Raw genomic sequence first — 12945 nt, 5'->3', positions numbered from 1 at the left:
CCATTATCCACCTCTTTCGCAGTGGATCTTGAATCACCTTCGGCTCGCCCTGTCACTTCACAATCGATTCATCGATCACAGGATCTGCTCTAGGTAGCAAACACCTGCAAGGCCGGCTTAGCTATCTGATTTGCAAAGGAAATTTGAGTTCGCCCTCTTGGAGTGCCTGACGTAGATTGCGCTGGTTGTAGCGTCGCGTGGGAGTGGTCATCGTGCTTTATCAGGAACTGCCTAAGAGCGGGCACCACATTTCGAGCGACAGCGGCTGTTGCCGAAGACCGCTGTCGCTCACTAGGCTCAAATGCCTCCACATGGAGGCCCATACTAGAACTTGATCAGGTTCTGGAACACGAGGGCGTTGCGCGCCTGTATCAGGCGACCACCTTCGGCGATCTTTCCAACTTCAATTGGTGCGAAGCCGAGGTTCTCGGTGATTGAGGCAACGGCCGCGCTCGCATCGGCATGATCGCTGGAAATGAACACCACGCGACGCCCGCCAGCGGGCACGGGCGCGGTCAGGCCCTGCATCGGAAGCTGGTTATACGCCTTAACCAGCTTTGCACCAGGAACGCGGTCTGCGTTCACTTCCGATGACAGACGACCCTTGAGTTCGCGTTCCTGGACCTCCGGTGGAAGGAATGCCGAATTCGTCACGTCGACGACGATCTTTCCGGACCAGTCCGAGCGAAGCTTGCCTACGTCCTTGAAGTTCAGGAACTGGACCGCGAGGAAGATGATGTCGGCGTCCAGCGCCTCTTCGACGGTCGACGGTCTGACGCTGTCGCCGAGGCCTTTGATCGAGGAGGATACGACCGACGGTCCTCGCGTGTTTGCGACCGCGACCGGGATTGAGTTCTTCGCAAAGAATCCTGCAAGCGTGATGCCGACACTGCCAGTTCCGATAATGCTGTATTTCATGACTTTCTCCCTCACGATGCTGCCGCGAGCGATGCGGCGTTCTTGTTCACACCCGCCGAGACGACTGCGCCGAATTCCTCGACTGCCTTCTCGCCATAGTCACCCGCGCGGGCACGTCCGGCGAGGACTAGATCGACGTCGACAATGCCGATCCATCCGAGGACCTGACGGAGGTACCCGCTGGCCAGGTTGTACTGCTCGACTGGAGAACCGGGAGAGAAATCTCCGCCAGTTGCGAGGATGATGTTCGCCTTCTTGCCGGTCAAAAGGCCCTTGTTGTCGGCGGACACCGTCACGCCAACGCGGACAATATGGTCGATGTAGGCCTTGAGAACGGCCGGAATGGAAAAGTTGAACATCGGCGTGCCAATGAGAACCTGGTCCGCTGACTTCAGCTCAGCGACAAGATCGTCCGAAACCTTGATGGCCGCGGTCGCCTCCGGGGAATGCGTTTCGGCAGGCGTGAACGCACCCATGATCCACGGAAGGTCAACGAATGGGAGGTTAGTCTTCATCAGATCGCGGACGATAACGTCGCCGCCTGGATTTTCGGCGTTCCAGCGGTCGATGAAGACCGCGGTCAGCTTGCGGGAGGTAGAATAGTCATATCGAGGGCTGGCCTCAATCACGAGGAGAGTGGGCATGTTGGACCTTTGTTTCGGAAGTTTTGACACGACTGCGGTCGCTTGAGGTTGAGGCTCCGGCTTAAACAGACGGACCACCTTGTCGATCCATCGGCTCGATGATGCTTTTATGTATTCTCGCTCAGCCATGACACGGCCTTTCCGAATGTGATTGGTGACTGATCGAGTTCTATTTAGTTAGATTGCGCTATCTATGTAATTGACGTAACTTTGCTGCTATCGATCTAATCTTTTGATGGCATACAATGCTCGACGGCGTTACGATCAACCAACTCCGCACTTTTGTGGCCGTATGTGATGCGGGGAGCTTTTCAGGTGCCGCGAAAACCCTGTTGCGCGCGCAGTCGGCAGTCAGTCACGCGATCGCCGCCTTGGAGGCGGCCTTGTCGGTTGAACTCTTCGAGCGCGGCACGAGGCGGGCGGAGCTAACTCCGGCCGGCCGAAGCCTTCTTCCCGATGCAAGGGCGGTTATCGCGCGCACGGAGGAGATGAAGACCCGTGCCCGCTCGATTTCCACGTCAGGCGCTGAACAGCTCTCGATCGCCGTGGACGTCTATTATCCGCGCAGGCACCTCATCGCCTGCCTGCGGCAGTTCGGCCTGGATGCGCCGACAGCCGTCGTGAATTTGCGTATGACGACGATGCAGGGTGGAGAGGCACTGGTTCTGGATGGGGAGTGCGTGTTCTCTATCACCGCCGCCGACGTGCCCGAACTGAAGCCGAGTGCGCTTGAGAGGCACTGGCTGTGCGACACGCGGATGGTCACCGTCTGCTCTCCCTCCCATCCGCTCGCCAACCTCGGGCGGGCCGCGGCGCGCGACGAGTTCAGCCGACATATCCAGATCGTCGTCACCGACAACCAGCCCGATGCTGAGAAGTCGACGGTGGCGATCGCCGGGGAGCGTCGGTGGCTTGTGAACGAACTCGGCGCCAAGCACGACTTGCTCAAAGCAGGACTGGGCTGGGGACATATGCCTGAAGACCTCGTCTTCGGTGATCTTTCCAGCGGAGTCCTCGTGGAGCTCACGCGGCATGCATGGCACCTTCGTCCGCTGACATTTATGATCTCGCGGCGTAGAGGCCTTGACCCATTAGAGTGCGAAGCTCACCTGATCGCGATGCTCGCTAGCGGGCCCCGGTCAAATCACTCATCCCGGACTGCCGTAGGGGTAGAGACCACGGCTTGCGCAAGAAACTGAATGCCCACTATGGGCCCCCTTGCTGCGGTGGGCATCGCTCGTATCGCCAGCAAACGGCGGTCGATCGCTCCATAAGAATTAACCACTTAGAACTTCTCCGATCGATTTTTCCATGAAGTTCAGGTGATAACAACCTCATCGAGGTGCCACTTGACGACCAGCCTGCCGGCTGATCGCTTCCGGATATAATTGGAAAAGTATCTGCCGAATTTCTCAGCCTAGAGCCGCACGGTCTTGTGAGAGACGGTAACGCCACGGGCGGCCAACATCTCCTCGACCATACGCAGACTGAGGGGAAACCGGACCTAGAGCCACACCGAGTGGGCAATCGCCTCTGCAAGAAATCGATGGCGTCGATAAGTTGGATCACGGGCAAGTCGGGTCATACCGACAGATCCCATGTTTTGATCTATCCTAGGTTGCGTTACGATGCCGCCCGGAATTCAATCCCATAGAAAAAGCTTTCTCCAAGCTGAAAACTCTTCTGCGCCAAGCGGTAAAGCGCACGTTGACAGGTCTTTGGCCGGAATCGGACATCGACCTTATCGATCCTCAACAAGTACGAAACTTCTTCAACTCCTGCCGATACGATCCAATATGAAAGGGAAACGCTATATTGGCGCAAAAACTCTATTCGGAATGTATCTCGATATACTGTCGAAGTGATGTCGCCGCATTTAGCATATGAGCGCGCATCCTCCGCGCCGCGACTTCACCATCCCCTTCAGCTATCGCTTGCATGATAGCCTCGTGTTCTTCACGAGATTTCAGCAGGCGGTCGCCGTGTCTAAGCTGAGTACGGCGGAAACTGTTAAGCCTGCTTCTGACACTGAGTGCCTGTTCCGCGAGGAAGTCATTGTGAGTGCTGCGATATATGCTTTCGTGAAAGTCGCGATTGAACTCATCGTATCCATCAAAGTCTCCTGCACTTACGAGCCCGACTGACTTCGCGTGAAGTTCCATGAGATGACCACGCTCCAATGGCGTCATTCTGAACGTGGCGAGGCGAACGCATAATGCTTCGATCTCTGCCATCGTCTCGAACATCTCCATGACCCGTTCCGGCGTCATCCGCGTGACAACCATTCCACGACGGGCACGATTTTCTGCCAGGCCGCTAGCTGCCAATTGGCGCAATGCCTCTCTTACAGGCGTTCTCGATGCGCCAAAGCGGTCGGCAAGCTGCTTCTCATCAAGAGCCGTACCGGCCGCCAAAACTCCAGTAGCGATGTCATCAGTGAGCGCGTTCAGAATCCGATCAGACAGGCGCTCACGGGATTCCACACCCTCGTCGGCGTCGATTTCGTCAGGATTTTTCATTCGGTCCCTCGCGCGGATTGATCGCGTTTACCGCATAAAACATCACAACCGATATGTCCATTGGGCGAAAAACACCAGCCCCTTAAAATCGCCTCGTTGTACGCATTAAAGAAAAATTCGAGATTGTTGTATGCACTAGTTGACATAATAACATTATAAAAATACAAAAAAGGCAGAAAGTGTTCACATGGAATGCCGGAGCGATTTAAAATCTAAGTTTAGCGCACACTCGTGAGGCGCTATCCCGCGTACTCATTGGGATCCGCGACACGTAGCTGAAAGATGGGCTGAGCATGTTGATCGACGGCTTGCCGAGCAAAGCCATGCGTTTCCAAGCCGCTAGGAGAACCAAAGTCATGACCGACATCGAGATATTTCGAAACATACGGTACGCCCATTCTCTTCGGTTCGAGCAGCCTGAGCTGATTCCTTGGGACGGCGTGCGTCTCACCGAGCGGGGTCCAGTATGCCCCCAACTTCCTTCTCGTCTTGAGTTGGTGCAGGGGCCGATGCCTGAAATGGAGATGAGTGAACATTGTCAGGTTCTCTCAGTCTTTAGCCCGGCACTCTCCGGCAAGCGGCCGGTAATGGTCTTCTTTCACGGAGGAGGCTTTGTAACAGGTGGTGGCGAGCTTCCTTGGCACGATGGTGACAAGCTCGCATATGAGCAAGGGGTTGTCGTTGTCACCGTAACTTACCGTCTCGGCGTTTTCGGCTACTTCCAGCAGCCTGGCGGGAGCGATCCTAGCCCGGCTATGGCCGACCAAGTTGCCGCGCTGCGATGGGTCAAGACCAATATCGGAGCCTTCGGTGGTGATCCTGAAAACGTTACCGTTTTTGGGCAGTCGGCAGGAGGATGTTCGATAGCCACTATGCTTGCGTGGGGTCATGGCGGAGGCCTGTTCAAGCGCGCGATTTTGCAAAGCGGCGCGTATGGTCTCGCCCACACCCGCGCCGAGGCGGACACGACTTCGGATATGTTTCTGGACGAACTCGGAGGCGACCCACGCGGCGCGACAATCGACGAACTCATCGTCGCTCAAGGCAGACTTGCTGCCAAGTTAAAAAGACTGGCTCTCTGGAGTGCGGTTCTGCCGCCTGCTGACAGGGGTCCGGGCGTCGATGTCATTGCCGGCTGGTGCAGAGACGACGCATTGCCGTTCGTTCTTCTGCAAAAACAAATCCAGCCAAGTCCTGGAACTGAAACGCACTTTCTCGACGAGACGCGCGAGATGAACGAGCTGTTCGAGGGCGGTTCGCGAAGTCTGGTGCGCGATATGGCGGAAAAGGGACATCGGGCCTTGCTTTATCGCTTTGACTGGGAGTCGCCCGGCACAGGGCTAGGCGCATGCCACTGCATCGAGCTGCCGTTCTTATTGGGTAGCGAACAAGCCTGGCGATCCGCCCCCGCAGTTGCCGGCTCCGACTGGTCTAAGATCGAGCCGATCGGCAGGCGTATGCGCAAGCTCTGGGCTGACTTCGCACGCGGCGATTATGCCGACCCAGATTGGTCGCCCGGCACCGTTAGAATCTTGCCCTGACGTCTATGTCTGGGCGGTCCGTAATCCGGAATGCTTGGCGAGTTCTGGAGTCTTGCTCCCAACCGGATTTGGTCGGCCCGTCAAATGAGGCCCTGCTCGGAGGGCATTTATGAACACCAGCTTTGAATTGGATCGGATAGCGAAATGAAAAACTGGAACACACAGAGAGAGGCATTGCGAGAACGGATCGACGCGGGCACTGCGTTTGCTGCCGGCAAGGTCGTAAAGTCCTCAGCGCTTGAGAGGTTTCTGGAGGCAGTCTTGAAACCGGGAGACCGTGTCTGCCTCGAGGGCGACAATCAGAAACAGGCGGATCTTCTTGCGAGAGCCCTTGCAAATGTCGATGTGGGGAAGATCCACGACCTGCATATGATCCAGTCCGGCGTCGTGTTGCCCGAACATTTGGATCTCTATGAAAAGGGAATAGCAAAGCGGCTCGATTTCTCGTACTCGGGACCGCAATCCGCGCGTATTGCCCGACTGCTCTTCGGCGGGCAAATAGAGCTCGGTGCTGTACACACCTATCTTGAGCTTTTCGCGCGCTATTTCGTCGACCTGACGCCCAACGTTGCTCTCATCGCTGCCGTCTGCGCAGATCGCGACGGAAATCTTTACACCGGCCCGAACACCGAAGACACGCCGACCATTGTCGAAGCGACCAGTTTCAAGAGCGGCCTCGTCATTGCTCAGGTCGAGGAAATTGTCGACAAGGTTCCCCGCGTAGACATTCCCGGCGACCGAGTCCACTTCGTTGTTGACGCGAAGAAGCCTTTCTATGTCGAGCCTTTGTTCACGCGCGACCCAGCGGCGATGACTGAAACCCAGATTCTGACCGCGATGATGGCGATCAAGGGTCTTTACGCGCCATATGGTGTGCGTCGTCTCAATCACGGCATCGGGTTCAATACGGCGGCGATCGAGCTATTGCTGCCGACCTATGGCGAAAAACTCGGTTTGAAGGGCAAAATCTGCACGCACTGGGCGCTCAACCCGCACCCCACGCTCATTCCGGCGATCGAGGCGGGTTGGATCGAACAGGTCCATTCCTTCGGATCGGAGGTTGGAATGGAAGACTATCTTGCCGCCCGCTCCGACATCTTCTTTACCGGGCCGGATGGCTCACTGCGCTCGAACCGAGCCTTCAGCCAGATTGCCGGTTTGTATGCCTGCGACATGTTCATCGGTTCGACGTTGCAGATTGACCTTTCCGGACACAGCTCGACCGTCACGGCCGATCGCGTCGCAGGCTTCGGTGGGGCGCCCAATATGGGGTCCGATGCCCGCGGGCGGCGCCATCCCAGCGCACCCTGGCTTCAGGCGGGCTCCGAGGCAGATCCCGACACGCCATCACCGCTCAGGCGTGGCCGCAAGCTGGTCGTCCAAATTGGAGAGACGTTTGGCGAAGGCAATACGCCACTCTTCGTCGAAAAGCTCGGCGCCTTGGAACTGGCCGAAAAACTCAACCTGCCACTCGCTCCGATCATGGTCTACGCGGACGACACCACGCATATTGTTACGGAAGAGGGCATCGCCAACCTGCTGCTCTGCAAGAACGCAGATGAGCGGGAGCAGGCAATCCGCGGTGTCGCCGGCTATACAGAAATTGGCCGACGTCGCGATAAGGCGATGGTCGAGAGATTGCGAGCACGGAAAGTGATCCAGCGACCGGAAGATCTCGGGATCGATCCGCTCGATGCCAACCGAAATCTGCTCGCCGCAAAATCCATCAAAGACCTGATGCTGGCTTCAGGCGGGCTTTACCAGCCGCCGAGCCGCTTTCGCAACTGGTAAGGAGACGCTTCTGTCATGGAAAAACTACGATTTGATCTGGCGGCACCTGCCGCCGCGCAAGGTAAGCGGCCGATGGCGTTGGTCGGAGTCGTCGCATCTGGCAATCTCGAAATATTGCTCGAGCGAGGCGTCGCGCCTGACCGTTGCACGATCGAGATAAACACGGCCGCCCACGGTTTTCGCGAACTATGGGAGGCGGTCACCTCAGACTTCGTCGCACGCCGTCCCGCCGGGGGCCTGCGCATCGCTATAAATGATGGCGGCGCGCGCCCCGATACCGTCTCACTGCGGCTCGCCCAAGGCGTCCGCCTGATCGAGGAGCCAGAGGAATGACTGCTTCCCACAAAAGTTGGTACGAAGCGAGTGCGCGCGACCGCGTCGCAGCTCTGGTCGACAACAACAGCTTCGCCGAGTTCATCGGCCCGGAGCGCAGAGAGATCAGCCCACACCTCGCGGTTTTTGATCTGCCCGCGCAATTTGACGACGGGATTGTCGTCGGTGCGGCGACCATTATGGGCACAGACGTTTTGGTTGCGGCCCAGGAGGGCCGCTTCATGGGTGGCGCGTTCGGCGAAGTTCATGGTGCCAAGCTCACCGGTCTCCTCCGTGCGGCAAAGCTACTGCAGCGTGATGTCGTCATCGCGTTTGATACCGGCGGCGTCCGTCTTCAAGAAGCGAATGCCGGTGAACTGGCGATCGCCGAAATCATGCGCGCCATATTCGAAGCGCGGACAGCGGGATGCCGTGTCGTCGGGCTGATCGGCGGGCGCGCCGGCTGCTATGGCGGCGGGGGGCTGATCGCTGGATGCTGCTCGATGCTGATTGTTTCGGAGCAGGGGCGGATCAGCGTCTCTGGTCCGGAGGTCATCGAGACGAACAAGGGCGTCGAGGAGTTTGATTCCCGCGATCGCGCATTCGTCTGGCGGACGATGGGCGGAAAACATCGAATGCTTATCGGTGGGGCGGATGTTTTCGTCGCTGATGACGCCGCCGCCTTTCGCACCGCGGCGGCTGCCGGCCTTGCCAGGTCCGTGCCGCTGACGACCGAAACGCTGGTTGCCGAACAGAACAGGCTTGAGCGCCGTATCACCCGGTTCGGCGATGCACCTGACGCAACCGACATTTGGGCTGCACTCGGGATCGATATCCCGGACGACATCCCGGCAATGCCGGCAGAAGAGTTCGCGGAACTTGCCGCTAAGCACGGGGAGAGCGCAGATGACGCCCGCTGAAATCCTGAATTCACTTTTTCCGACTGGTCACCAATTGACGGCTGATGGCGATCTTTCGTTTGGTACGGCCACTGCGCTCAATGGTGAGATGATCCATTTGATGAGCGTCGGCGGCGGCCGCGCGATCGGTATCGATGAGGCGATACGCCTGGCCGACCATGCGTTGAAGATCGCGCTCATCGATGATGCAAGTCCCATCCTGCTGCTCGTCGATACCTCAAGCCAGCGAATGAGCCGGCGCGACGAACTTCTTGGGCTGAGCGAATATCTCGCGCACCTCGCCAAATCGCTTTTGCTGGCAGAGGTGAGCGGCCATCGTACGATCGGCCTGCTCTATGGTGGCAGTGCGGCGGGCGCTTTCATCGCGACGGCGCTTGCGTGCGGAACGCTCGTGGCATTGCCTGGCGCCCATCCGCAGGTGATGGACCTGCCATCGATGGCGCGCGTCACCAAGCTGCCGATCGACGTTTTAAAGGAGAAGGCGAAGGCAACCCCGGTTTTTGCGCCAGGTCTTGAAAATCTCGCTCAGACCGGCGCCATTGCCGAAACGTGGAAACCCGAATTGCCATTGGCCGATCAGCTTGCAATGCTGCTTGCGCGACCGCAGAAGGGCGATGATCGGGCGGCGCTCGGCAAAGAACGCGGTGGAAGGTTAAAGGCCGAAGGGATCGCGGACGAGATTGTCACCCTTGCAAGGAAAAGGGGATGATCCGGTGAATTTCGACAGACATCAGCTCGTTTATCTTTACCCGGCATCCTGGAGTGCACTCTTCGAGACGCATGGGGATACCCGCGACCTCGCCGAGCTCGCCGATTGGGCCATGCTCGGGCGTCCGCTCATTGCACGTCGGCGACTTTGCAACGACAGCAAAGACAGTTTGCCGCTGGGCCTTCCCTTGCCACCCTCATTGGGCAAAAAGCGACTATCCTTCGTGGCCCCCCTCGAAGCCGTGGCGTCGACCGCCAGTCCGCCAAGAATTGCGGATGTTATCAATGCTGCCCCGGTCACGTGGCGACCTGCTCTCGAGGCGTTGTTGGAAGTCGAACCCAATACGCGCTGCTTTGGAAGCCTTGCCTGGCAATTTCTAACGGACCTGCCGTATCTCTCGGAAACGTCAGATATTGACCTCCTGTGGTACGCGTCGACGCTTGGCGACGTCGATCGCATAGTTGCTGCGATCAAGACGATCGACGCGGCGTCGATGGTGACGCTTGACGGCGAGATTGTAACCCCTGGCGGGCTTGCCATCCAATGGCGCGAATGGGCAAGCGGAGCCCATGAGGTCTTGGCCAAATCATCGGATGGCAACCGGTTGGTTGCTCGCGACATGGTGTTCTCATGACCGCACTTCTTTCTCCGACAACTGGACTGGATACAGGCGTAATCGGACAGGCCGCGACGCTTTGCTTGAAACGAGAGATCGCGACCTATCCAAAGCCGGGCCTCGTCAGTCCGGTCGATAGTGGCGCGCATCACGACATGGACGCCGAGATGATGAACCATAGTGCGGATGTCCTCGAACCGTTTTTCGCACGCCTCGCCGAGGCCGGGGCCGCAGGTGCAGAAATGGATAGGCTTCGGTCAATCGGGATCGAAGCGGAGCGCGCGATGATGATCGCGACGGGAGGGGTAAACACGCATCGCGGGGCCATCTTTGGGATGGGGCTGCTCTGTGCCGCAGCGGGTTTCCGGGCGCGCTACGCTGTGCCAGGCACTCTCGGACGCGTGGTTGCACATCGTTGGGGCGCAGATATCGTCAGTGGCCCGGTTAATCTCCACAGCCACGGCAGCAAAGTGGCAAAACAACATGGCGCGGGCGGTGCCCGTGCCGAAGCCGCAGCAGGCTTTCCATCTCTTTACAGCGTGGCGATACCGGCGCTCCAAGATGGGCGTCGGCTTGCGCCCCTCGATACGGATGCCGCACAGGTTCATGCGTTGATGACGCTCGTAGCGCGCGTGACAGATACCAACTTGCTATACCGGGGAGGCCTGGAGGGCCTTCGGTTGGCTCAAGAGGAAGCCTGCGCCTTTCTCGAAGCGGGAGGCTGCGGGGCACCTGAATGGTACACGCGAGCGGTGGCAATGCACCACGCGTTCGTCGCACGCCGGCTAAGCCCCGGCGGATGTGCCGACCTGCTTGGTATGGCACTATTCGTCGAACTGCAGGAAAGCTGACGAAATGATCGAGATCATTCTGCAGGCCTTGGTCCCAATCTTCTTTGTGATTGCGCTCGGCTATTTTGCTGGAAAGCATCGCACGATAGACAACCACCATGTGACCGAATTGAATGCGCTGGTGATGCAGTTTGCGCTGCCAGCTTCCCTGTTCGTCGCTACGGCGACGACTGCGCGCGAGAAGATGTTCGCAGAAGGTACTCTGTTCCTGCTGCTTGCCATCACCATGATGGCCTTCTACGCCATTTGGTATGGATTGAAGTTGAGAGACAATGCGTCGCACGGCGAAGCCGCAGTTCAAGCGTTGACGATCGCGCTTCCGAATTACGCCGCTGCCGGGCTGCCAATCATGCTGGCGGTGATCGGGCCTCAGGCGACGGTCCATGTGGCTGTCGCCATTGCTGCGGGTTCCATCTTGCCGACTCCGATCACGCTGCTCATCCTCGAACTATCGAGGACCGGGTTAGATGGGACGCAGTCCAACTCGGCTACCCGCTTGCGCAACGCCATGATAGACGCGGTGGCTAAGCCGATCGTTCTTGCGCCGGTGTGCGGCACTCTTGTGTCTCTTTCGGGCCTGCAGCTCGACGTGCTGGTAACATCGTCGCTTCAGTTGATCGGTCACGCCGCGGGCGGAGTCGCATTGTTCCTCACCGGCTTGGTTTTGTCTTCGCAGCCTTTCCAGCTCGACCGGCACGTCGTTGCGGCCACTCTTCTGTCCAATATCGCGCAACCACTTTTCGTCTTCGGCCTCACGCGGATCATTCCGACTTCGCCCGATATTGCGGCGGTCGCAATCTTGCTGGCGGCACTTCCATCAGGTTTTTTCGGTATCCTTTTCGGCGTCAACTACAATGTCGCCTCCAGGGAGGCGGGTTCAATGGTCATCGCCAGCACGATATGCAGCATGGTCACGGTGGGCGCCGCCATCCTTTTCCTCTATCCAAGATAGGAGCCCGCTTTGCCAATCGCCATTCTCTGTTCAGGTCAAGGGCAACAGCACGCTGGAATGTTCGATCTGGTCGCCGACGCACCCGAGGCGGCGGAGTTCTTCATTGTCGCGGCCGAACTGCTAGACGGCCAAGATCCCCGCGAACTTGTGCGCAGCGCATCGCCTGAAGCGCTCGAAGACAACCGTACAGCGCAGATCCTATGTGTGCTGCAGGCAGTCGCGTTCCAGGCTGCGCTGGGCGACGCGCTTCCCCAGCACCGTCTGGTCGCCGGATATAGCGTTGGCGAGGTTGCCGCCTGGGCACTGGCGGGGCTCATCAGCGGGAAACAGGCGCTCCGGCTCGTTGCGATCCGCGCGGAGGCGATGAACGCGGCAAGCCGCGGTCGCGAAGGATTGACATTTGTCCGGGGACTGAAGCGGGAGGCAATCGAACGCCTGTGCCGTACTCAGGAAACTGCACTTGCGATCGCCAATCCTGGCAATGGCTTCGTCGTGGGCGGCACAGTCGCCGCCCTCCAAACTTTCGAAGAAGAGGCAGTTCGCAGCGGCGCCGAGCGTATTGTCCGTCTTAAAGTCCATGTTGCCTCGCATACGCCAAGACTCGCCAACGCATCTGCGGCGTTCGCATCTTCTCTGGCGATATCGGCGATCTCTGAGGTTCCAAATGGGGTCCGTCTCTTCAGTGGTATCGACGGCGCCTCGGTTATTGATGTCTCATCAGGTGCGATTAAGCTCGCTGATCAGATTTCGCATACAGTTGAATGGGCCAGTTGCCTGGAGAGTTGCAAGGAGGCTGGCGCAAGTGCATTTCTGGAGCTAGGCCCTGGACACGCTTTGAGCGATATGGCGACCGAAGTCGATCCAAGGACGCGCTCACGATGCGCCGAAGACTTTAAGGGGCTGTCTGGTATACGCGACTGGATCGTCCGCCAAGCTCAACAATAGGCGTCAGCCTTACGTTAGCTTTCTCAGCTTTTTGAAAGGGCGCCGCGGATTTTGGTCTCCGACAAAAAGCAACGCCATGTAACAACTGTTGGCTCGATGCTTGTAAAGGCGGGTCTCCAGCGCTTGATTGCCAGCGTGGAAAGTCCAAGCATGTTCGTAGGCTGCAGGGCACGCTGGGTTGGACCGTCGCCGTTATGTCCGAAAATGCGCCAAGCCGAAAAATAGTG

The 12945-nt window shown here is 58.3% G+C and carries 13 protein-coding genes and 2 pseudogenes; 11 read left to right on the top strand and 4 right to left on the bottom strand.

Annotation, left to right across the window (positions count from 1 at the left end; translation table 11 throughout):
- Positions 1–324: 324 nt before the first annotated feature.
- The gene (locus ACFVTJ_RS24955; protein WP_386911205.1) at positions 325–918 is read right to left on the bottom strand and encodes an NADPH-dependent F420 reductase; all 594 of its coding nucleotides are present in this window, start codon (positions 916–918) and stop codon (positions 325–327) included.
- An 11-nt stretch (positions 919–929) separates the two neighbouring features.
- Positions 930–1562 carry an FMN-dependent NADH-azoreductase gene (locus ACFVTJ_RS24950; protein WP_386911204.1) on the bottom strand — a complete coding sequence of 211 codons (633 nt, stop codon included), beginning with the start codon at positions 1560–1562 and terminating at the stop codon, positions 930–932.
- 245 nt (positions 1563–1807) lie between these two features.
- Between ACFVTJ_RS24950 and ACFVTJ_RS24945 the strand changes: the two genes are divergently transcribed.
- Positions 1808–2761 (top strand): LysR family transcriptional regulator, encoded by a 954-nt coding sequence (locus ACFVTJ_RS24945; protein WP_386911203.1) that lies wholly within the window; start codon positions 1808–1810, stop codon positions 2759–2761.
- A 122-nt stretch (positions 2762–2883) separates the two neighbouring features.
- Here the strand turns inward: ACFVTJ_RS24945 and ACFVTJ_RS24940 are convergent.
- Positions 2884–3147, bottom strand: a pseudogene (locus ACFVTJ_RS24940) (IS6 family transposase); the annotation flags it as partial.
- Positions 3148–3197: 50 nt separating this feature from the next.
- Between ACFVTJ_RS24940 and ACFVTJ_RS24935 the strand changes: the two are divergent.
- Positions 3198–3362, top strand: a pseudogene (locus ACFVTJ_RS24935) (IS630 family transposase); the annotation flags it as partial.
- Between the two features lie 29 nt (positions 3363–3391).
- On the opposite strand, the gene ACFVTJ_RS24930 reads toward ACFVTJ_RS24935, so the two are convergent.
- Positions 3392–4081, bottom strand: coding sequence for a GntR family transcriptional regulator (locus ACFVTJ_RS24930; protein ID WP_386911202.1), 690 nt, complete (start codon positions 4079–4081; stop codon positions 3392–3394).
- Between the two features lie 356 nt (positions 4082–4437).
- Here ACFVTJ_RS24930 and ACFVTJ_RS24925 point away from each other — a divergent pair, with 356 nt between their 5' ends.
- The 9 genes from ACFVTJ_RS24925 (at position 4438) to ACFVTJ_RS24885 (ending at position 12718) form a co-directional block, all read left to right on the top strand.
- The gene (locus ACFVTJ_RS24925; protein WP_386911201.1) at positions 4438–5622 is read left to right on the top strand and encodes a carboxylesterase family protein; all 1185 of its coding nucleotides are present in this window, start codon (positions 4438–4440) and stop codon (positions 5620–5622) included.
- Positions 5623–5766: 144 nt separating this feature from the next.
- The gene (gene mdcA, locus ACFVTJ_RS24920) at positions 5767–7413 is read left to right on the top strand and encodes a malonate decarboxylase subunit alpha (protein WP_386911200.1); all 1647 of its coding nucleotides are present in this window, start codon (positions 5767–5769) and stop codon (positions 7411–7413) included.
- Between the two features lie 15 nt (positions 7414–7428).
- A complete protein-coding gene (gene mdcC / locus ACFVTJ_RS24915; RefSeq protein ID WP_386911199.1) occupies positions 7429–7746 on the top strand; it encodes a malonate decarboxylase acyl carrier protein in 318 nt (105 codons plus the stop codon).
- Complete coding sequence (locus tag ACFVTJ_RS24910; RefSeq protein WP_386911198.1) at positions 7743–8645, top strand: biotin-independent malonate decarboxylase subunit beta; 903 nt, start codon at positions 7743–7745, stop codon at positions 8643–8645. Before mdcC ends, ACFVTJ_RS24910 begins: the two co-directional genes overlap by 4 nt.
- Complete coding sequence (locus ACFVTJ_RS24905) at positions 8632–9354, top strand: biotin-independent malonate decarboxylase subunit gamma (protein ID WP_333722360.1); 723 nt, start codon at positions 8632–8634, stop codon at positions 9352–9354. The genes ACFVTJ_RS24910 and ACFVTJ_RS24905 overlap by 14 nt, the downstream gene beginning before the upstream one ends.
- Positions 9355–9358: 4 nt before the next feature.
- A complete protein-coding gene (gene mdcG, locus ACFVTJ_RS24900) occupies positions 9359–9988 on the top strand; it encodes a malonate decarboxylase holo-[acyl-carrier-protein] synthase (RefSeq protein ID WP_333722361.1) in 630 nt (209 codons plus the stop codon).
- The gene (gene mdcB, locus ACFVTJ_RS24895; protein WP_386911197.1) at positions 9985–10821 is read left to right on the top strand and encodes a triphosphoribosyl-dephospho-CoA synthase MdcB; all 837 of its coding nucleotides are present in this window, start codon (positions 9985–9987) and stop codon (positions 10819–10821) included. The genes mdcG and mdcB overlap by 4 nt, the downstream gene beginning before the upstream one ends.
- A gap of 4 nt (positions 10822–10825) precedes the next feature.
- Positions 10826–11773, top strand: coding sequence for an AEC family transporter (locus ACFVTJ_RS24890; RefSeq protein ID WP_386911196.1), 948 nt, complete (start codon positions 10826–10828; stop codon positions 11771–11773).
- Between the two features lie 9 nt (positions 11774–11782).
- The gene (locus tag ACFVTJ_RS24885) at positions 11783–12718 is read left to right on the top strand and encodes an acyltransferase domain-containing protein (RefSeq protein ID WP_386911195.1); all 936 of its coding nucleotides are present in this window, start codon (positions 11783–11785) and stop codon (positions 12716–12718) included.
- The last annotated feature ends 227 nt before the right edge of the window (positions 12719–12945 follow it).

Origin of the sequence: Agrobacterium sp. NPDC058088 (genome assembly GCF_042885035.1) — a bacterium.
GTDB lineage: Bacteria > Pseudomonadota > Alphaproteobacteria > Rhizobiales > Rhizobiaceae > Agrobacterium.
This window is presented reverse-complemented; position numbering and strand designations above follow the sequence as displayed.

What these genes read in the sequence shown, in the direction of transcription:
- ACFVTJ_RS24905 (WP_333722360.1), top strand. Translation starts at nt 8,632, where the DNA reads ATGACGCCCGCTGAAATCCTGAATTCACTTTTTCCGACTGGTCACCAA.
- mdcA (WP_386911200.1), top strand. Translation starts at nt 5,767, where the DNA reads ATGAAAAACTGGAACACACAGAGAGAGGCATTGCGAGAACGGATCGAC.
- ACFVTJ_RS24890 (WP_386911196.1), top strand. Translation starts at nt 10,826, where the DNA reads ATGATCGAGATCATTCTGCAGGCCTTGGTCCCAATCTTCTTTGTGATT.
- ACFVTJ_RS24950 (WP_386911204.1), bottom strand. Translation starts at nt 1,562, where the DNA reads ATGCCCACTCTCCTCGTGATTGAGGCCAGCCCTCGATATGACTATTCT.
- ACFVTJ_RS24925 (WP_386911201.1), top strand. Translation starts at nt 4,438, where the DNA reads ATGACCGACATCGAGATATTTCGAAACATACGGTACGCCCATTCTCTT.
- mdcC (WP_386911199.1), top strand. Translation starts at nt 7,429, where the DNA reads ATGGAAAAACTACGATTTGATCTGGCGGCACCTGCCGCCGCGCAAGGT.
- ACFVTJ_RS24955 (WP_386911205.1), bottom strand. Translation starts at nt 918, where the DNA reads ATGAAATACAGCATTATCGGAACTGGCAGTGTCGGCATCACGCTTGCA.
- ACFVTJ_RS24945 (WP_386911203.1), top strand. Translation starts at nt 1,808, where the DNA reads ATGCTCGACGGCGTTACGATCAACCAACTCCGCACTTTTGTGGCCGTA.
- ACFVTJ_RS24910 (WP_386911198.1), top strand. Translation starts at nt 7,743, where the DNA reads ATGACTGCTTCCCACAAAAGTTGGTACGAAGCGAGTGCGCGCGACCGC.
- mdcB (WP_386911197.1), top strand. Translation starts at nt 9,985, where the DNA reads ATGACCGCACTTCTTTCTCCGACAACTGGACTGGATACAGGCGTAATC.
- ACFVTJ_RS24930 (WP_386911202.1), bottom strand. Translation starts at nt 4,081, where the DNA reads ATGAAAAATCCTGACGAAATCGACGCCGACGAGGGTGTGGAATCCCGT.